The organism is Soonwooa sp. (genome assembly GCF_030151385.1).
GTDB lineage: Bacteria > Bacteroidota > Bacteroidia > Flavobacteriales > Weeksellaceae > Soonwooa.
This window is the reverse complement of the sequence record NZ_JASLDS010000035.1, coordinates 1-18581: the sequence shown is the minus strand read 5'-3', so window position 1 is coordinate 18581 and position 18581 is coordinate 1. Positions and strand designations below refer to the sequence as shown.

The following is an 18581-nucleotide window of genomic DNA, read 5'->3' as shown; positions in this document are numbered from 1 at the left end:
ACTTCGGATTAAGCTGCAAGAGCGAACTCTTCGTTGCCAGTTAAAATTTTGTAGCAAGGGATTAAAGAGATCGCGCTACGGTTCTCTGCATGCTTACTTACACATTGGTCTTGCTGTCGAAACCAGTCAACCCCAAGTGTGTCTGCAAAGATACAAATTTTATCCCGTCTTTCTTTTCTAAATTTTAGCCTCTCTTGTTTTATATCAAGACTTTGTTTCTTGTTTGTTTTTAAATTATTGAATATCAATTAGATGCTTGTTTTTGTTTAATTATTAAAAGCATCATTGTGGATAAATCTAGTTTAGAATTTTGCTAACCTATTGCTAATCAAAGCTTGGCGAATTCTGTGGAAAACTTTTTAAAACATTAACATTAATTTTCCACTTTTCGGGGCTTTTGGATTTTCTTTTTAGACTTTCTATTTCTATTTTTGTAAGACCGATTTGTTTCAAAATCATATTTTCTAAATTCTTGAAATTGAAACAAATAAATATTTCCAAAGAAAATAAATCACTGCTACAAAGCATAAAACGCGAATAAAAAGTTAAAGAATTATGGGCATTTTTGATAAAAGAGTTAGTTACAAACCATTTGAGTATCCTGAGATTTTACAATTTGTAGAAGCAATTAACAAATCTTTTTGGGTTCACTCTGAAGTAGATTTTACCGCAGATATCCAAGATTTCCATTCTCAATTGGCACCACATGAAAAAATTGCGGTTAAACATGCGCTTTTAGCAATTGCTCAAATCGAAGTTTCGGTTAAAACTTTTTGGGGAAATCTTTACAACCACTTACCAAAGCCAGAATTTAATGGTTTGGGAGCAACTTTCGCGGAGTGTGAATTCCGTCACTCAGAAGCTTATTCTAGATTATTGGAAGTGCTTGGTTACAACGAAGAGTTTAACAGTGTAGTTGAAATTTCTGCAGTTAAGAAAAGAATTGATTTTTTGTCAAATGTTCTTAAGCATGCTAATTCTACAACGCCGAAAGAATACGTTTCTTCTTTATTATTGTTTTCAATCTTGATTGAAAACGTGTCTTTGTTCTCTCAATTTGCGATTATTTTGTCGTTTACAAGATTCAAAGGATTCATGAAGAATGTGTCTAACATTATTGCATGGACATCTGTTGATGAGCAAATCCACGCTAATGCTGGTATTTATTTAATCAACAAAATCAGAGAGGAGCAACCTAATCTTTTGACAGATTCTGACATCGAAGATATTTACACTTTGGTTGATGAGTCTATCGCGTTAGAAGCAGAAATTCTTGATTGGATTTTTGAGCAAGGCGAATTGGATAACTTCTCAAAAGAAGATCTTCTTAACTTTATGAAATACCGTGTTGACGATTCTCTTAAAAAAATCGGAATGAAAACACGTTACGATGTTTCTCCGGAGCAATACAGACCAATGGTTTGGTTCGAGGAGGAAGTATTCGCGAACTCTATGGATGATTTCTTTGCAAAAAGACCTGTAGATTATACAAAACATGATAAGTCGATTACTGCTAACGATTTGTTCTAAAATTTTCAGTTTTATTTTAAAATTAAATTTAACGTCACTTTGGTGATTCTCAATATATAAACATATGATGGACGAAAATATCGATATCTGGTGGCTCAACGAAGAGTCTGAACAAATGCTTAACAGAGGTTATCTTCTAAAAGGTGAAACCGTAGATGGCGCAATTGATCGTATTACAACTGCTGCAGCAAAAAGACTTTTCAAACCAGAATTGCAACCAGCTTTCAAAGAGATGATTGTAAAAGGTTGGATTAGTTTTTCATCGCCAGTTTGGGCAAATATGGGAACACAAAGAGGATTGCCGATTTCGTGTTTTAATGTTCATATTCCAGATAGCATTGAAGGAATCACGCACAAAATGGGTGAAGTAATTATGCAAACCAAAATCGGTGGTGGTACATCGGGTTATTTTGGAGAATTGCGTAATCGTGGTACAGCTGTTACAGACAACGGAAAATCTTCGGGTGCAGTTTCGTTTATGAAATTGTTTGACACTGCGATGGATGTTGTATCACAAGGCGGTGTAAGACGTGGTGCTTTTGCTGCTTACCTTGACATCGACCACGGTGATATTGAGGAATTTTTATCAATCAAAGATATCGGAAGTCCTATCCAAAACTTATTTACGGGTGTTTGCGTTCCAGATTATTGGATGCAAGATATGGTAGATGGTGATATGGAGAAACGTAAAATTTGGGCGCGCGTGCTAGAAAGCCGTCAGCAAAAAGGTTTACCATATATTTTCTTTACGGATAATGTTAACAGAAATAAACCTCAAGTCTATAAAGATGCAGGCTTGATGGTTAATGCAAGTAATCTTTGTTCGGAGATTATGTTGCCATCGACAACCAATGAGTCATTTATCTGTTGTCTTTCTTCCATGAACCTTGAGTTGTTCGACGAGTGGAAAGATACCAACGCTGTTAAGTTGGCGATTTATTTCCTAGACGCTGTATTGTCGGAGTTTATCGAAAAAACTGAAGGTAACTATTATTTGACATCAGCGCGTAATTTTGCAATGCGTCACAGAGCTTTAGGTTTGGGCGTTTTGGGTTACCATTCTTATTTACAAAAGAATATGATTCCGTTTGAAAGTTTCGAAGCGACGCAATTTAATGCGAGAGCTTTCCGTCATATTAAAGAGCAGGCAGAAATTGCATCCAAAGAATTAGCAAACATCTATGGCGAACCAGAAATGTTAAAAGGTTACGGACTTCGTAACACAACTTTGATGGCGATTGCTCCAACAACTTCTAGTTCTGCAATTTTAGGGCAAACTTCGCCTGGTATTGAGCCTTTCGCTTCTAACTATTACAAAGCAGGTCTGGCAAAAGGAAACTTTATGCGTAAGAATAAATATCTTGCTAAATTATTAGAAGAAAAAGGTCTTGATAACGAAGAAACGTGGAGAAATGTGATGTTAAATCACGGTTCTGTACAACATCTTGATGGTTTGACGGATGATGAAAAAGCAGTTTTCAAAACTTTTAGAGAGATTTCTCCAATGGAAATTGTGTCACAAGCTGCTCAAAGACAACAATATATCGACCAAGCGCAATCACTTAACTTACAAATTCCGTCTACAATGCCGGTTAAAGATGTTAATTATGTGATGATCGAAGCTTGGAAAAAAGGTGTAAAAACCCTATATTACCAAAGAAGTTCGTCGGTGTCAAAAGAATTGATGGTGAACTTTGTAAGTTGTTCTTCTTGCGAAGCATAACAAAATGACTTTATAATAATTGATACTTAAAAAGACCGCAGATTTTCTGCGGTCTTTTTTTGTGCTCGAATTTTTCGGGAAGTTTTATTTCCACAACGTCAAATCGAGTAGCGAAGCCCTTCTACAAGTTCAGGATAAACCAAGTCGAGAATTCAGTAAAGTTCTTAATACATTTTTTTGCCAGATCTACGCGAGTTTAATTATGATTTTGCAATTCTTATGCTTGTTATTTTAGCAGAGAGAAATCTAGTATTCAATATTTATAGATTTTAAAATAAGAAAAAGGCTTCCAACATTTGTTGAAAGCCCTTTTGAAGAAGTAAATGTAAAATGAAAAGTTATTCGATACTAAAAATTATATCTCAAACCTAATTGACCTTGGAATCTCGATGCGAACTGATCGATTGTATAAGGCAATCCTGGTGTTTTGAAGTTGTAAGTTGGGTCTCCAGCTCCTGGTTGTCCAGCTGCTACGTTTCCAACTTTCGTAAGTCCTACACTTGCTGTTGAGTTAAAGGTATTTGGTACAAAGTATACTTTACCCCAATCTTTGTTCAACATATTCGTAAGGTTGATTACACTAAATGAAATTTGAAGACTGTTTTTACCTTTAAATTTAATTTCGTCAGAGATTTTGAAATCCGCTTGGATATTCCAAGGTGTGAAAGCACCATTTCTTTCAGTGAATTGTCCGCGTCTTGTTTTCAAATATTTGTCACCATTTACAAAAGATTCGTAATCTGCAACCTGTTGTTGTGTCGTTACAACAACGTTACCAGCACCATCTTTAATAGGAGCTAAATATTTAGCTGCTTCTGCTGCATCTTTGAAGATATAAGCCAAACCTGCTGCTTGTCCAGTATTTGCAATGGTACTGTTCACAAATCCCCAAGAATATGGATTCCCAGATTGTGCGTTGAAGTATACGTTAGCAGAAAGTCTATTGTTATCCGAAAGTGGAACAGTATAACCTACATTCGCAACAACTCTATTTTTGATAGCGAAGTTAGATGTTGAAAGTTTTGGATCGTTAGGTGTCAAAGATTGGTTCATCTGCCAGTTACTTTCCATTGAGTTTCTAATACCATTGGTGATATCTTTTGCATCACCATAAGTATAAGCTGCAAAGAAGTTAAGACCAAATTTATAAGCTTTTGACAATTGAGCTGTCAAGTTGTAACGGTAACCAAGTTTCGTGTTCGAAAGCATGTATGCGTTCGAGAAGTTACTGTTAATATTGGTCGTGTAGATTGGCATTTGATGCTCGGTATCGTAGCTAAAATAAGTAACTTGATCGGTTTTGTTAACTTGTTGGAATTTAAGATCGTAGATAACTTTTGTGTAAATTCCCTCTAACGTGAATTTATAACCATCAACAACATAATCCAAAGCTAATGAACTTCTCCATACTCTTGGCATTTTGAAATTGTTGTCAACTAAGTCAACTTGTACTTTAGAAGAGTTTTGCCATTTAGCAAAGTTTCCACTTGTTAATGGATCTCCGTTAGCGGCAAGTTGTGCTGCAGTAGGTCCGTTGTAATCATAACTTCCGAATCCTACACCATCGTTGTAATAAGCATAACCTAACCAAGCGAATGGAATTCTACCCACGAAGATACCTGATCCTCCTCGTAACACTACAGATTTGCTTTCTGTTAAATCCCACGTGAAACCTAATCTTGGAGAGATTGTCGGTTTGCTCAAGTAGCTGTTGTCGATTTGGCTAAGTGGCGTGTAAGTATAAGTTGTTCCGTAGTTTGGATCTTGAGGAGAAGCCGTTACTTTGCTACTTAACTGTGGTTTTTCTGGAAGATTGGTATAATCTAATCTAACACCTGGAGAAAGTCTCAAACGTCCTAAGTTAATCTCATCTTGGAAGTAAAGTGATAACAAGTTGATGTTAAACTTTGCATAAGGATTGTTAAATAAATAATCTCTACTTGCTCCATCAAATGGATATGTTCCACGGATCCTTGCCGGCGTTCCTGCGTAGAAGTCGTTTAAGCTTTTGTAAGAAATTCTACCGTTAAGAGCGTTCACAAATCCGTAGTTGATGTTATACAACTCGTTGTGCGTTCCTAATAAGAATGTATGTACTCCTTTTTTGTATGTTAAGTTATCAGTAATCTCGAAAGTCTTTTGTTTCATGTTGAATACAGAAGCTTCACGATCGTTACCAAAAAGGATAGTTCCTCCGTTGTAAGAAATTTCCACCTGAGGGAACATTTTGTTAGCTGATGTCGGGTCTCTGTAATCGTGGATTGAAGAGTATCCTAAAACCAAATTGTTGTTCCAAGCACTGTTGAATCTACTTTTTAATTCTAAAGTTGTACTAGATGACATATTCTTCTGCATAAAGTCAATGCTCGAGAATCTAAAGTTAGCACCATCTCTCTCTAGGTTACTTGCTTGTGAAAATACAGTATTGTTTTTAATGGAAAGCGTATGTTGATCGTTAATCTTCCAATCTAGTTTGTTAAACATTTTTCCACTTTCGGAAGTGTTGTTATAACCGTTGTAAGATCCGATGTCAAAACCATATTTGTTTTTTACAAAATCATGAAGCTTGCTTGCTACATCATTTGTTACCAAAGCGCCTTGGTCGTCTGCATTGTAGAATACAGGGTCTGTTCTTTTTGTATATTCGATATTTGAAAATAAGAAGACTTTATCTCTCACAATTGGAGCGCCAACTCTTGCACCATAAATGAAATCTTCGAAAGAAGATGGCATTTTGGAACCATCACCAACGCGATTATTTCCTGTGATAGAAGCATTTCTTCCGTACATATAGATTGATCCTTCCACAGTGTTACTACCACTTCTTGTAACAGCATTAACACTTCCTCCTAAGAAGTTACCAAGTTTTACGTCGTAAGGTGCGATATAGACTTGTACATCTTGGATAGCGTCCAAACTGATAGAATTGGATCTTGTACTACTTCCTGGCATTCCCGAAGTTCCCGTTTGACCTCCTAAAGATGGACTAAATCCAATAGCGTCATTGTTGATCGAACCATCAATAGTTACGTTGTTGTAACGGAAGTTAGTACCATTGAAAGAGTTATTTGCACTTTGCGGAACCAATTTGGTAACATCTTGGATACCTCTATTGATATTTGGAAGTCCTGTTATCTGAGCTTGGTTAATACCAACACCATTTTTAACGATTTTTTTTGAAGTAATTGTTACACCTTCAATTGCTTTCTCATCTGTTGATGCAATTTGCATTACTGGAAGATCATTGCTTCCTAAAGAAAGTTGAATGTTGTCATTGCTATAGACAACATTACTGCCATCCGTTACTACAATCTTGTAAGGTCCACCTGGCTGCAAGTTGTCTAGGCTAAAAAGACCTTTGTTGTTAGTCTTAGTTTCAAAGCTTGAGTTGGTCGGGATGTGTGTTACTTTTACAGTCATTTCTGTAGAAGTTCCTTTCAGTTTTCCTAAGATTTTGGAAGTTGTTTCCTGAGAAAATGCAAAACCAAAAGATAGTAAAGCAAATGCACAGATAAGTTTTCTTTTCATGTTTAGATATATTTACTGTGCAAAATTATCCTCACATATTCCAAATTGAGATAACATAAAATTAACATTACGTCACTTCTTTTTTAAAATTTCCTTAAAAAAAACTTAAAATCATTATAATTTTTATTAAAAATTAGATTTGCTCGCTATGGGTTGATGTGTTTTAAAAGCATTTTGGTTTAGCTTTTTAAGGATTAAAAAATCGTTTTCAGAAAAAGATTTTAATGTAAATCAAATATTAAGTCAAACTAGCGTTTAAGCTGTAATGTTATTAATTTTGTTAACATTTGATTTCTTATTATGCTAATTATTGAATTATCTTTGTTAGGAAGAATGATAATTTTAAAACTAATTAATATGAAATTCGGACAAGTTGAAGACCCTTCGCAGATAGACTTTACATTACCAAAAGATAATTCGCACACCAAATCTATTTTAAAACTAAATAAAAAAGGCTTGCAAGATATTTCTATTGGTTGTGCCAAATGGAACAAAACCGATCTTAAAGGTTTTTATCCAAAAGGTACCAAAGATGAGCTTAGTTATTATGCGACACAATTTAATTCCATTGAGTTAAATGCAACTTTCTATGGAATGCCTTCGCCTGATCAAGTCTTAACTTGGAAAGATAAAACACCAGATGATTTTAAGTTTTTTCCAAAAATTACCAATACCGTTTCGCACTTCAGAAGGTTGTTAAATATCGATGATGTCGTGACACAGTTTGCAACTTCCGTTCTTAATTTTGGTGATAAACTTGGGATGGTTTTCTTGCAATTACATGATAATTTTAAACCAAAAGACTACGACCGTTTAGAAAAGTTTATTCAAAATTGGCCAAAGGAAGTTGCTTTAGCTGTTGAACTTCGTAACACAGAATGGTTTATTGATGAAGAGGTTTTTGACAAGACTTGTAAATTGTTTGAAGAGAATAACATAACCAATATTATTGTGGATACTGCGGGTCGCCGTGATATGTTACACATGCGATTGACAACGCCAACGGCTTTCATTAGATATGTCGGAGCCAATGCAGAAAACGATTATCAAAGATTGGACGATTGGTTGGATCGTTTGACAACTTGGAAAAAGGAGGGCTTGGAAAATTTATATTTTTTCGTTCACCAAAATATAGAAAAGGCGTCACCATTATTGTCCGCACATTTTATTAAAAATCTAAACGAAGCCTGGGGCACTGAAATCCATATTCCACAAATGGGAAGCGATCCTTCAAAATTGACTTTGTTTTAAATAAAAAAGCAGCTCACCTTCGAGCTGCTTTCCTTTTTAATATTGTTTATTGACTAGGGCATTTTGAAACCTCTAGTGGTAATTCTACCATATTCGTCAACATATTTTACTTGGACGTTGCCTTGGTATCCTGTAAGAATCTTTTCAACATCTTTTTGGCTATTAACTGGTTTTCCATTAACCTCGATGATAATGTAGTTGTCAACGATTCCGATTTTGTCCATCTCGCTTCCTTCAACAACATTTCTTGCAATAACACCACTGTTAAGACCATAGTTGGTTTTGATTTTGTCACTCAACGGTTCGAATTCACTACCAATTTTCTCAGTCACACTTAGATCAGCTTTACTTCTTGCAGAAGTGTTGCCTTTTTGATCTTTCAAAGTTACGTTTGCAGAATTGGTTTTTCCATTTCTAGTATAAGTTACCAAAACTTTATCACCTGGTCTTTTGCTTCCGATCACGAAAGAAAGGTCTGCATAACTATTGATATCCGTGTTATCAATTTTTGTAATCACATCACCAACTCTTAGTCCAGCATCACTTGCGCCACTATTATCCGTTACTTCTCGTACATAGACACCATTGCCAGTTTTTAAGTTTGCTTTTTTCTCTTGGTTATAAGCCATCACTTGATTGTCATTTGACAAATCTAATGTACCAACACCCAAGAATCCTCTTTGCACCAACCCGAATTTCTTGATGTCCTCAACAATTTTTCGTGCTAAGTTAGACGGAACAGCAAAACCATAACCTTCGTAATATCCAGTGTTTGACGAAATTGCTGTGTTAATACCAATAAGGTCGCCACTTACGTTAACCAAAGCACCACCACTGTTTCCTGGATTAATCGCAGCATCAGTTTGGATAAAGCTTTCAATTGGCGTTCTAGATTGTTGACTTAGCAAATCAATACTTCTACCTTTTGCAGAAATAATACCTGCAGTAACCGTAGAGTTAAGTCCTAGTGGATTACCAACTGCAAGAACCCATTGTCCAACTTCCGTAGCATCCGAATTTGCGAAATTAAGATAAGGCAATCCTTTTTCTTCAATTTTTAAAAGCGCAATATCGGTGTTAGGGTCAGTACCTATAAGATTAGCGATGTAAGTTTTCTTATTACTTAGCACGACTTCCAATTTACTCGCTCCAGCAACCACGTGATTGTTAGAGATGATGTAACCGTCAGGCGAAATAATAACTCCAGAACCTAGTCCAGACGGCATGTTTTTCGGCGCTTGCTGACGTTGTTGTGGTTGTCTACCACCACCAAAAGGGTTTCCGAAAAAGTAATCGAACAAGTCACTGTCAGGTGCTCTTTGAGCAGATCTGTCAGAGTAGTTCTTTATCGTTACAACTGCCGGAACAGTCATTTTTGAAGCTTTCACGAAGTCGTCACCAACACCTGCGGTATTCATCCCGACAAAGCTTGCATTGTTACTTGATTTTGTAAAATAGGAAAAATCCTCACCAGAATTATGTGGGTCAAAATATTTAATCGCTCCAAAAGTAGTAGCACCAGAAAGAACGCCCACAACAGCCAACGGCATTAGTTTTTTAATTGTATTATTCATTTTATATTTCCTTTAATTTTTGATTTTAATCTCTAAACAAATTTAATGCTAAATAAGTATAAACTAAAAACTTAGTGTTACAGATTTAACGAAGTTTAACCATTATTAAATATAAATTAGTAAATATCGAGCGATTTTAAGAGTTTTTTAGTGGTTTTAAAAGCATTTTAAGACGTTCGGTTCAGTTGTAATATTTAATAAATGTGAAATTCTGTCCGTTATTCTTTTGTTGACTGACAACTTTTCTCATAGAAACTGTGATTTTTGACAAATAAAACTATCAATTGGGATTAATTTTAATCAAGAATAAATTAATTACCTTTGCAAAAATTTATTTAGATTAAAATGACAAAAACAGGAAGAATAGAACTAATGTCTCCCGCAGGAGATTTTACTTCGTTACAAGCGGCGATTGACAATGGTGCAGATTCTGTTTACTTTGGGGTAGAGCAGCTTAATATGCGTGCTCGTGCTACCATGAATTTCACATTGGACGATCTTCCAGAGATTGCAAGACGTTGTGAAGAAAAAGGTGTCAGAACTTATCTAACACTTAATACCATTATATACGACCACGATTTATCTATTATCAAAACACTTTTGGACAAAGCAAAAGCAGCTAATCTTACAGCTGTTATTGCGATGGATCAAGCGGTGATTGCTTATGCAAGACAAATCGGAATGGAAGTTCATATTTCGACGCAGATTAATGTTACAAATATTGAAACTGTAAAGTTCTATGCACTTTTTGCTGATACAATGGTAATGAGTCGTGAGTTGAGTATTTCTCAAATTAAAAAAATCGCTACTCAGATCGAAAAAGAACAAGTTAAAGGTCCTTCTGGTAATTTGGTAGAAGTCGAAATTTTCGGTCACGGCGCACTTTGTATGGCAGTTTCAGGAAAATGTTACTTGAGCCTTCATTCTAATAACTCGTCTGCTAACAGAGGTGCTTGCAAGCAAAATTGTCGTAAAAAATATACCGTTATCGATCAAGAATCTGGTTTCGAAATAGAATTGGATAATGAATACATGATGTCGCCAAAAGATCTTTGTACAATTGGTTTCTTAGATCAAATTGAAGATGCTGGTGTTAAAGTTTTGAAAATCGAAGGCCGTGGTCGTGCGCCAGAATATGTCGCTATGGTGACAAAATGTTACCGTGAAGCTATTGATAGCATCGCAGATGGAACTTTCTCTCAAGAAAAAGTCGCTGAATGGATGACAAGATTAGAAACGGTGTATAACAGAGGTTTCTGGGCTGGTTACTATCTTGGTCAAGAGTTGGGCGAATGGTCAGATAATTCTGGATCTAGTGCAACGCAAAAGAAAGTTTACATCGGAAAAGGTCGCCATTTTTATCCTAAGTCAGAGATTGCTGAGTTCTTAATCGAAGCTTATGATTTGGCAGAAGGTGATACTGTTTTGATCCAAGGTCCAACGACAGGTTCGCAAGAAATGGTAATCAAAGGTCTTAAAGTAGATGGCAAAGAAGGTGCAACCAAAGCAACGAAGGCAGATGTGATTACTTTCAAAACGGAATTCCGTATGCGTCCATCTGACAAGTTGTACAAAGTTGTTAAGGTTGAAGAGCCCGGAACGCAGCAAAATAATGTTGAAGAAGGCGCTTATTCACACTAATATAAACTTCGATTGATGGTTATTGTTACATTACAAAGAGACAAATGCATTGGCTGTAATTATTGTGCAGAATTTGCTCCAGAATACTTTAGGATGTCAAAAAAAGATGGAAAGTCAGTGTTGTTAAAGTCTATCGAGAAGAAAGGCTTTTTCACGATTAAAACACCGATTCCAGATGCATTTGAGCCTTGTGACAAAGCAGCGAAAGCCTGTCCTGTTAATATTATCTCAGTTAAAGAAATATAATGGAAAAGCTTTTTGAAACAAAAGATGTTTTAAGAAAGAAGTATTTAGATAAAAGAATGACCTTATCGCAAGATGAGGTTTTTCTATTTTCAAAAGAAATTTTTGAAACTTTCTTAAATGAGTTTGATTTAAAACCAAATTCTAAGATTCATTGTTTTTTACCGATAACGACTAAGAATGAAGTTGGTACAAAATTCTTTTTTGATTATTGTTTTGAAAATAGTATCCAAATTTTTGTTCCAAAAGTTGTTGGCGAGGATTTAATTTCCATTGAAATAACACCAGAAACAGAGTTTACATTTAGTAAATGGAATATTAAAGAACCAAAAACCAATATAGGAAGTTCTATTAAAGAATTTGACTTCTGTATAACACCACTTTTGTATGCAGATCCATTGGGGAATCGTTTGGGTTATGGCAAGGGTTTTTATGATCGCTTCTTTTCCGAGAATTTTATTAAAAAGAAAGTTGGTCTCAATTTTTTTGAACCTAAAGAATATATTTCGAATGTTTTTGAAACAGATATATTGCTTGATTTTTTAATTATTCCTAATCGTATTTTTGTATTTTAACACTGGTTTATTTGTTTAAAATATTGAAAATCAAATATTAAAAATTGTAAAACAAAATACAAGAACTATACAATCGAATTGTTTTATTTGTAATAATTGCTGACATATATTTGTAATGTTCAAACGTACTGAACGAAACACAAATTATATATATATTAATTATTAAAGCATTTATTATGAAAAAAGTAATTTTCGCATCAGTTTTCGCTTCATTAGCAATCGTAGCTTGTAAGAAAGCGGATAAAGTAGAAACGAATGTTGATTCTGCAACAGCTAAAGTAGATTCTCTTTCAAAAGTAGTTGATACTGCAGTTGCTAAAGTTGATTCTGCAGCTGCTAAAGTTGACTCTGCTAAGACTGAAGTTAAAGACGCAGTTAACGAAATCAAAAAGTAATCTTTAAGTAGATTGAAAAATTAAGCCTCCAATTTTGGAGGCTTTTTTTATCTTCTTTTTGTCGCTTTCTCTTTACTGACTGCACTTTTATCGGCGTTTTGTACAGGTGTAGGTTCTTTAATCGAATCTACTTTCTTGGCTAGATCCGCATAAAAATTTCTAAAGTAGAACTTGAATTCGTTATGATCCTTTGTTGGAACAGACTTCAAGACATATTCTGCATTTCTGTCATAACTTCCAATAAAAGCTTTCTTATTGTTGTAGTATTCTACTTTAAACTTTGCAACATCAAAAGTATCTTTTCCCGAAACTTTACGCTCGATATTTAAGTTGTTGATGCTCGTGTATCTTACCTTAAGACTATCCAAATCCTTGAAAAGTGGTTTTAACTGCAACGAATCATTCTTGAAAAAATAACTTTGCATCTGTGCATAGATTACAGAATCAATTTCCGTGTCTTTATTTCCAGAAATGTAAAGCGTCGAAAGGTCTAATAAATCCTGTATTTTCTGCTTCGTGATAGTGTTGATCGCTTGGGCACTATCCATCTTTGTTGATGGAATTGTGTTGCGATTATTCTTGTATTTAACATCATTGATGTTGCTATCACCTTCATATTTTTTACTACAAGAAATAATGTAAAAGCTTGCAAGCAATATGATGAATATAGATAATATTTTAGTTTTCATTAGTTGAGATTTTGAAGCGGATAAGGACTATTTTACCATTTTTCATCTGAGTGTCGATTACGTTTAGGTTTTCTAAAGCTGTAGTAGGAAGTGTTACAAGGCTAATGTATTTTTGCTTGTCAAGTCGTTCTACGCCATAGGTTTCGTTATCGTAAACTTGCGTGATTTGTGCATCATCACTAATCAATTGATTTAGTTGCTCTCTTTTCTTTTTAAAATCCTTGATAGATCGCGAATAATAATAGAGTAGAATCGCATAATCATTTGGTTTTAACTCAATATTTTCTTTTTCAGGAGCTGTTTCTAGATTTCTTTTGATGGTGTCTGTTCGGTAGAACGGCGATGACACAATCATAGTGAGGCTTTTGCTCTTTGTAGTATATTTGAAAGGTTCGTTTGGCTTTACCCGAATTAATATTGGTGATTCGTTTTCCTTCAAGATTTTAACATCAAGCTCATCTTTAATAATAGTGTTTCTATCAGAGTCTATAAAGCTATAAGTGTAGTCTTTGTACATCCATTGGTCTCTAAAAACCAAAAACAATATTAATAAACATAAAACTGAAGTAATGATATACCAAATGTTTTTCTTGAAAAAGTTCTTTTTTGGAAGATTTGAAATTTGTTTAGTTGTTTGATTATCAGTTGTGTTAATTTGTAAATCGCCTTCTTTTGAAATTTTTTCGAGTTCGTTTTCAATGGTGACTTTTATTGGTTGTCTAACTTCTAAAATTTCATTTTTAGGAGTATTAGTTTCAATGTTGTTATTTACTTCGTTGTTAGGCTCTGTTACAATAGTTTGTGGGATTTCTTCTGTAGTTTCAACAATAGTAGAAGTCTCAGGAACTGCCTGTTCTATTGGTTTTAATTTTTTATAATTAAACCATGACTCATAACCTGCATAATTTGACAGCAAATTAAGCATGTCAATTCTAGGCAATTTTGTTACTGGAGAGGTCTTGAAGTAAGTGTAGAAAGACTTTTCACTAATGTTTCCTTTAGCATATTTTCTTAAGTCTTCTTGGAAGTATATAATGTCAATACCTTTCCACTTGGTGATATCACTGTGGGAAGGGGTGTGGTTCTCCAAATATTTGGTCTGAACCTCTTTTTTTAGCTGTTCGAAGTATAAAATTTCTAAATTGTCCAAATGCTGAAAAATTTATAATTAGCTGTTTTACAGGTGTGTTTAATTGTAAAACTATTTTACAAAGATATTACAATTAATTTTCTAACACAAATTTTTTTACCGCCATACCTTTGTCTTGTTCAAATTGATAGAACAGAAAAGAATTCATTTAAAATAACAAACAAAATTAAATTTAATTTATTATGAAAAAGTCATTATTTGTAGCTGCTATCGCTGCTATCTCTCTTGTAGCTTGTAAAAAAACTGACAACGTAGACGCTGCTAACACTGATTCTGCTGCTGCTGGTGTTGATTCTGCTGCTGCTGGTGTTGATTCTGCTGCTGCTTCAGTTGATTCTTCTGCTGCTAAAGTTGACTCTGCTGCTGCTAAAGTAAAAGATGCTGCTGCTGAAGTTAAAGAAGCTGGTAAAGAAGTTAAAGAAGCTGCTAAAGAAGCTACAAAATAATTAAAAAATTATTTGTAAAAAAAAACCGATTCGTTTTCGAATCGGTTTTTTTTATTTCATTTTTTGGCGAAGCGCTTCGTAACATGTTATGGCAACAGCATTACTCAAGTTCAACGAATCAATACTTCCAACCATTGGGATTAATGTATTTTTTCCTTTGCCTTTCCAAAAGTCACTAAGACCAGAATGTTCTGTACCAAACAGAACAGCACTTTTTACATTCATATCGCGACTGGCAAGCTGTTTTGCATCATTTGACATAAAGGTCGTGTAGATTTCAAAATTATTTTTTGTCAAAAAGTTCAAAGCTTCCTCATTTTGAACTGCAAAAAAACGCATCCCAAAAAGACAGCCGACGCTACTTCGGATAACATTCGGATTATAAAAGTCAACTTTTGGGTCAGTGACAATTAACGCATCAATCCCAAATGCCTCACAACTTCTAAGGATTGCTCCTAGATTTCCTGGCTTTTCAATACTTTCTAATATAATTATCGTCGAATTATTTTTTAGTTCCAAAGATTGTAAATCTTCTTCACGGTGCTTATAAACACCAATAATACCCTCCGTTGTACCGCGATAAGCGATTTTTTCATAGACAGCTTTACTAACAAAATTGACATTTTCGCTTGGGCTTTTTCCAACAAAAATATCAGGAGCGATGTAGAATTCTGTCGCTTCATAACCAAATTCTTGAGCGCGTTCATTTTCTTGCTGTCCCTCTACAAGGAAGACGCCGGCTTTTTTGCGGTCGTTATTTTTCGTTAGCCATCGGCTAATTTTCTTTATTTTTTCGTTCTGAAAACTTTCTATAATCTGCATTTCTGCTTATTTTTTACAAATTACGTTATTATTTGCAGCTTTTTCCAAATTTGGAATTCGACAATTGCTATATTTTTTCTGCTTAAAGGTAATCTTCACTTTTTTACATATTTTTTTTGATGATGTGTTTTTTTTTGGAGCAATTCCCGTTTTCACTACTCGCTATCCTAAGCCATCTCTTTGCCATCGCTTTTAGGATGAGCTCAAACATATCGTTCAATCGGGGCTAGAGATTTGGCATAGTTTTAAGATTTGGTCAACTTAGCAAGTCTCAAAATTACTTATCTTTGTCACTATGATTTTACGAGGAGAAAATTTAATTAAAGAATATGGACCAAAGAAAGTTGTAAAAGGCGTTTCTGTACAGGTTCAACAAGGTGAAATTGTCGGTTTGTTAGGTCCAAACGGAGCTGGAAAAACCACTTCTTTCTACATGATTGTAGGTTTGGTAAAACCAACTTCTGGTAAAATTTTCCTCGATAAACAAGAGATTACCAACGATGCGATGTACCGACGTGCCCAAAAAGGTATCGGATATTTAGCACAAGAAGCTTCCATTTTTAGAAAATTGTCTGTAGAAGATAATTTGATGGGCGTTTTGCAGTTAACGAATCTTTCCAAAAAGCAACAACAAATGAAATGCGACGAGCTGATTGAAGAATTCTCGCTTCATCATGTTCGCAAAAACCGTGGTGACTTACTTTCCGGTGGTGAGCGTCGTAGAACAGAAATCGCAAGATGTTTGGCGACAAGTCCCAACTTTATTCTTCTCGATGAACCTTTCGCGGGAGTTGACCCGATTGCGGTGGAAGATATTCAAAAAATTGTCCGCAGTTTGGTGGACAAAAATATCGGAATCTTAATTACCGACCACAACGTTCAACAAACTTTGGCGATTACACATAAAACTTATATTATGTTCGAAGGAAGAATCCTGAAAGAAGGTCTTCCAGAAGATTTGGCGAACGACCCACAAGTTCGTGAAGCTTATCTTGGAGAAAACTTTGTTTATCAGGATATTCTGAATAAGTCAACGAAAAAACATTATGTTTATAATATTTGGACAGGCGATTTCGATTCTAAAAATGATTTCCAAGATTATGTTGATGAGTTTTTCCCTGATGCAAAAGATTTAAAACTGCTTTATGGTTTCGAAGATATTAGTTTTGCTTCTTTAGCCAACTCGGAAATTGAATTTATTTTCTCTGAGGTTGTTGATAAAAATGCGCATAATTCTTTCGTTCTTCAAAAATTAGAGTTGCGTGCAAGCAGCAGTTTAGACGACATCAAGCAAAACGCAGAAAAACTTTCGACAGAAAAATTAAGATATTTGACGTCTTTCGATACCAAAGAAATCTAAATGGATAGTCCAGAATTAATGCAAGAATTTCAATCCACGCCAGAGCTTCTCGAAAAGTTGTATAAATACAGCATTAGTAAAGAATATCAAGCTGGAGATATTATTGTGGACGAAAATTCCAGTATTCGTGCAATTCCAATTGTTACAAAAGGCACAATGAAGGTTGTTCGCACTGAAGAAGATGGTCGCGAAATTCTATTGTATTACATCAAAGCTGGCGAATCTTGCATTATGTCTTTTTTGGGCGGTATGCACAACGAAACCAGCAAGGTGAAAGCCGAAATTGAGGAAGATGCAGAGATTCTTTTTCTACCTGTAACAAAGGTTTCGGAGTTTATAAAAGAACATCCCGAGTGGCTTGATTATATTTTCAAATTATACCATAAAAGGTTTGAAGAATTGTTGGGTATTATCAACGAAATCGCTTTCAAAAAAGTGGACGAACGCCTTTTGAATCTCCTCGAGAAGAAAGCCGAACTCACGCAATCCAACATTTTAAATGTTACCCACGAACAACTTGCCAACGAATTGGGAACCGCTTGCGTTGTGGTTTCCCGACTTCTAAAACAACTTGAAGAAAACGGCGAACTTCAGCTCGGTCGCAACAAAATCACTTTACTTTAAAGACTAAAAGTCAATAGCCAACTGCCATTAGCGAAATGTAACAAAAGTAGCTGTACACTTTTTCTGTTTACCTCAACTTTGCATCATCATACGAAAAAAAAATGGAGGTAGCAGGATTTTTAGCATCAATTTTAATAGGAATTTCACTCGGATTAATTGGAGGCGGCGGAAGTATTTTGACAGTTCCCGTTTTGGTGTATCTGTTCCAGATCGATGTGGTTTTGGCGACGACTTATTCCCTTTTTGTGGTTGGTGCAACTAGTTTGGTGGGTTCTGTGAGTTATTTCAGAAATAATTTAATCGATTTTAAAACTGTCATCACTTTCGGATTACCGTCCATCGTTGGCGTTTATTTATCCCGACATTTTATTCTTCCTCAAATTCCAAATACATTATTCGAAATCGGAGATTTAGAAATCACGAAAAGCATGTTCTTGATGCTGGTTTTTGCAGTTTTAATGTTGGTTGCTTCTTTTAAAATGATAAAAAAAGATAAGCGCCCGACCTTACAAAACAATCAAAAATACAATTATCCATTCGTTATTTTTCAAGGATTAGTGGTTGGAATTATCACAGGATTTGTAGGAGCTGGCGGAGGATTTTTAATTATTCCTGCTTTAGTCGGATTGCTGAAAACACCCATGAAAAAAGCGATTGGAACTTCTTTATTAATTATTGCAATCAATTCCGCATTTGGATTTTTAACATCGTATGAGCATTTTGGAGAAATTAATTGGATGTTTTTAATGCTAATTTCTGGTTTAGCAATTCTTGGAATTTTAATCGGTGCACGACTTTCCAAAAATATTGATGGTAAAAAACTAAAGCCCGCTTTCGGATATTTTGTTTTGCTAATGGGAATTTTTGTGATTGTAAAGGAAGTGTTTTTGTAAGGAATTATGAATTATGAATTATGAATTATGAATTATGAATTATGAATTATGAATTATGAATTATGAATTATGAATTATGAATTATGAATTATGAATTATGAATTATGAATTATGAATTATGAATTATGAATTATGAA

Annotated in this window: 15 protein-coding genes, 1 other RNA gene and 1 pseudogene; 11 read left to right on the top strand and 6 right to left on the bottom strand. The window is 34.8% G+C overall.

Annotated features, from left to right (window positions below):
• Nucleotides 1-134, bottom strand: a transfer-messenger RNA (tmRNA) gene (gene ssrA / locus Q1V95_RS06150); the annotation flags it as partial.
• 421 nt (nucleotides 135-555) lie between these two features.
• On the opposite strand from ssrA, the gene Q1V95_RS06145 reads away from it, so the two are divergent.
• Nucleotides 556-1530, top strand: a complete 975-nt coding sequence (locus tag Q1V95_RS06145; protein ID WP_300671710.1) for a ribonucleotide-diphosphate reductase subunit beta — start codon at nucleotides 556-558, stop codon at nucleotides 1528-1530.
• A 67-nt stretch (nucleotides 1531-1597) separates the two neighbouring features.
• Nucleotides 1598-3253 carry a ribonucleoside-diphosphate reductase subunit alpha gene (locus Q1V95_RS06140; protein WP_300671713.1) on the top strand — a complete coding sequence of 552 codons (1656 nt, stop codon included), beginning with the start codon at nucleotides 1598-1600 and terminating at the stop codon, nucleotides 3251-3253.
• A gap of 348 nt (nucleotides 3254-3601) precedes the next feature.
• On the opposite strand, the gene Q1V95_RS06135 is transcribed toward Q1V95_RS06140, so the two are convergent.
• A complete protein-coding gene (locus Q1V95_RS06135) occupies nucleotides 3602-6781 on the bottom strand; it encodes a TonB-dependent receptor (RefSeq protein WP_300671707.1) in 3180 nt (1059 codons plus the stop codon).
• A gap of 357 nt (nucleotides 6782-7138) precedes the next feature.
• Here Q1V95_RS06135 and Q1V95_RS06130 point away from each other — a divergent pair, with 357 nt between their 5' ends.
• On the top strand, nucleotides 7139-8032 hold the full coding sequence (locus Q1V95_RS06130) for a DUF72 domain-containing protein (protein WP_300671705.1): 894 nt from the start codon (nucleotides 7139-7141) through the stop codon (nucleotides 8030-8032).
• A gap of 53 nt (nucleotides 8033-8085) precedes the next feature.
• Here the strand turns inward: Q1V95_RS06130 and Q1V95_RS06125 are convergent, their stop codons facing one another.
• Nucleotides 8086-9606 carry a trypsin-like peptidase domain-containing protein gene (locus Q1V95_RS06125; protein ID WP_300671703.1) on the bottom strand — a complete coding sequence of 507 codons (1521 nt, stop codon included), beginning with the start codon at nucleotides 9604-9606 and terminating at the stop codon, nucleotides 8086-8088.
• A 345-nt stretch (nucleotides 9607-9951) separates the two neighbouring features.
• On the opposite strand from Q1V95_RS06125, the gene Q1V95_RS06120 reads away from it, so the two are divergent.
• From Q1V95_RS06120 to Q1V95_RS06105, 4 genes are all read left to right on the top strand, one after another.
• A complete protein-coding gene (locus tag Q1V95_RS06120) occupies nucleotides 9952-11247 on the top strand; it encodes a peptidase U32 family protein (protein ID WP_300671700.1) in 1296 nt (431 codons plus the stop codon).
• Between the two features lie 15 nt (nucleotides 11248-11262).
• Nucleotides 11263-11493, top strand: a complete 231-nt coding sequence (locus Q1V95_RS06115) for a ferredoxin (RefSeq protein ID WP_300671698.1) — start codon at nucleotides 11263-11265, stop codon at nucleotides 11491-11493.
• Nucleotides 11493-12065: a 5-formyltetrahydrofolate cyclo-ligase gene (locus Q1V95_RS06110; RefSeq protein WP_300671695.1), complete on the top strand. Its 573-nt coding sequence runs from the start codon at nucleotides 11493-11495 to the stop codon at nucleotides 12063-12065. The genes Q1V95_RS06115 and Q1V95_RS06110 overlap by 1 nt, the downstream gene beginning before the upstream one ends.
• 176 nt (nucleotides 12066-12241) lie before the next feature.
• Nucleotides 12242-12460, top strand: coding sequence for a hypothetical protein (locus Q1V95_RS06105; protein WP_300671692.1), 219 nt, complete (start codon nucleotides 12242-12244; stop codon nucleotides 12458-12460).
• A gap of 47 nt (nucleotides 12461-12507) precedes the next feature.
• Here the strand turns inward: Q1V95_RS06105 and Q1V95_RS06100 are convergent, their stop codons facing one another.
• Entirely contained in the window at nucleotides 12508-13149 is a 642-nt protein-coding gene (locus Q1V95_RS06100; protein WP_300671689.1) for a hypothetical protein, read from the bottom strand.
• The gene (locus Q1V95_RS06095) at nucleotides 13139-14299 is read right to left on the bottom strand and encodes a hypothetical protein (RefSeq protein WP_300671687.1); all 1161 of its coding nucleotides are present in this window, start codon (nucleotides 14297-14299) and stop codon (nucleotides 13139-13141) included. The genes Q1V95_RS06100 and Q1V95_RS06095 overlap by 11 nt, the downstream gene beginning before the upstream one ends.
• A 182-nt stretch (nucleotides 14300-14481) precedes the next feature.
• Here Q1V95_RS06095 and Q1V95_RS06090 point away from each other — a divergent pair, with 182 nt between their 5' ends.
• Complete coding sequence (locus Q1V95_RS06090) at nucleotides 14482-14745, top strand: hypothetical protein (RefSeq protein ID WP_300671684.1); 264 nt, start codon at nucleotides 14482-14484, stop codon at nucleotides 14743-14745.
• Between the two features lie 51 nt (nucleotides 14746-14796).
• Here the strand turns inward: Q1V95_RS06090 and Q1V95_RS06085 are convergent, their stop codons facing one another.
• On the bottom strand, nucleotides 14797-15567 hold the full coding sequence (locus Q1V95_RS06085) for a TrmH family RNA methyltransferase (protein WP_300671681.1): 771 nt from the start codon (nucleotides 15565-15567) through the stop codon (nucleotides 14797-14799).
• A 295-nt stretch (nucleotides 15568-15862) separates the two neighbouring features.
• Here Q1V95_RS06085 and lptB point away from each other — a divergent pair.
• The 3 genes and pseudogenes from lptB to Q1V95_RS06070 all read left to right on the top strand — a co-directional run.
• Nucleotides 15863-16588: pseudogene (lptB, locus tag Q1V95_RS06080) on the top strand (LPS export ABC transporter ATP-binding protein); the annotation flags it as partial.
• Nucleotides 16589-16927: 339 nt separating this feature from the next.
• On the top strand, nucleotides 16928-17551 hold the full coding sequence (locus Q1V95_RS06075) for a Crp/Fnr family transcriptional regulator (RefSeq protein ID WP_300671677.1): 624 nt from the start codon (nucleotides 16928-16930) through the stop codon (nucleotides 17549-17551).
• A 101-nt stretch (nucleotides 17552-17652) separates the two neighbouring features.
• Nucleotides 17653-18444 carry a sulfite exporter TauE/SafE family protein gene (locus tag Q1V95_RS06070; RefSeq protein WP_300671674.1) on the top strand — a complete coding sequence of 264 codons (792 nt, stop codon included), beginning with the start codon at nucleotides 17653-17655 and terminating at the stop codon, nucleotides 18442-18444.
• Nucleotides 18445-18581: the final 137 nt, after the last annotated feature.

What these genes read in the sequence shown, in the direction of transcription:
- Q1V95_RS06090 (WP_300671684.1), top strand. Translation starts at nt 14,482, where the DNA reads ATGAAAAAGTCATTATTTGTAGCTGCTATCGCTGCTATCTCTCTTGTA.
- Q1V95_RS06135 (WP_300671707.1), bottom strand. Translation starts at nt 6,781, where the DNA reads ATGAAAAGAAAACTTATCTGTGCATTTGCTTTACTATCTTTTGGTTTT.
- Q1V95_RS06120 (WP_300671700.1), top strand. Translation starts at nt 9,952, where the DNA reads ATGACAAAAACAGGAAGAATAGAACTAATGTCTCCCGCAGGAGATTTT.
- Q1V95_RS06085 (WP_300671681.1), bottom strand. Translation starts at nt 15,567, where the DNA reads ATGCAGATTATAGAAAGTTTTCAGAACGAAAAAATAAAGAAAATTAGC.
- Q1V95_RS06130 (WP_300671705.1), top strand. Translation starts at nt 7,139, where the DNA reads ATGAAATTCGGACAAGTTGAAGACCCTTCGCAGATAGACTTTACATTA.
- Q1V95_RS06125 (WP_300671703.1), bottom strand. Translation starts at nt 9,606, where the DNA reads ATGAATAATACAATTAAAAAACTAATGCCGTTGGCTGTTGTGGGCGTT.
- Q1V95_RS06110 (WP_300671695.1), top strand. Translation starts at nt 11,493, where the DNA reads ATGGAAAAGCTTTTTGAAACAAAAGATGTTTTAAGAAAGAAGTATTTA.
- Q1V95_RS06100 (WP_300671689.1), bottom strand. Translation starts at nt 13,149, where the DNA reads ATGAAAACTAAAATATTATCTATATTCATCATATTGCTTGCAAGCTTT.
- Q1V95_RS06105 (WP_300671692.1), top strand. Translation starts at nt 12,242, where the DNA reads ATGAAAAAAGTAATTTTCGCATCAGTTTTCGCTTCATTAGCAATCGTA.
- Q1V95_RS06075 (WP_300671677.1), top strand. Translation starts at nt 16,928, where the DNA reads ATGGATAGTCCAGAATTAATGCAAGAATTTCAATCCACGCCAGAGCTT.
- Q1V95_RS06140 (WP_300671713.1), top strand. Translation starts at nt 1,598, where the DNA reads ATGGACGAAAATATCGATATCTGGTGGCTCAACGAAGAGTCTGAACAA.
- Q1V95_RS06115 (WP_300671698.1), top strand. Translation starts at nt 11,263, where the DNA reads ATGGTTATTGTTACATTACAAAGAGACAAATGCATTGGCTGTAATTAT.
- Q1V95_RS06145 (WP_300671710.1), top strand. Translation starts at nt 556, where the DNA reads ATGGGCATTTTTGATAAAAGAGTTAGTTACAAACCATTTGAGTATCCT.
- Q1V95_RS06070 (WP_300671674.1), top strand. Translation starts at nt 17,653, where the DNA reads ATGGAGGTAGCAGGATTTTTAGCATCAATTTTAATAGGAATTTCACTC.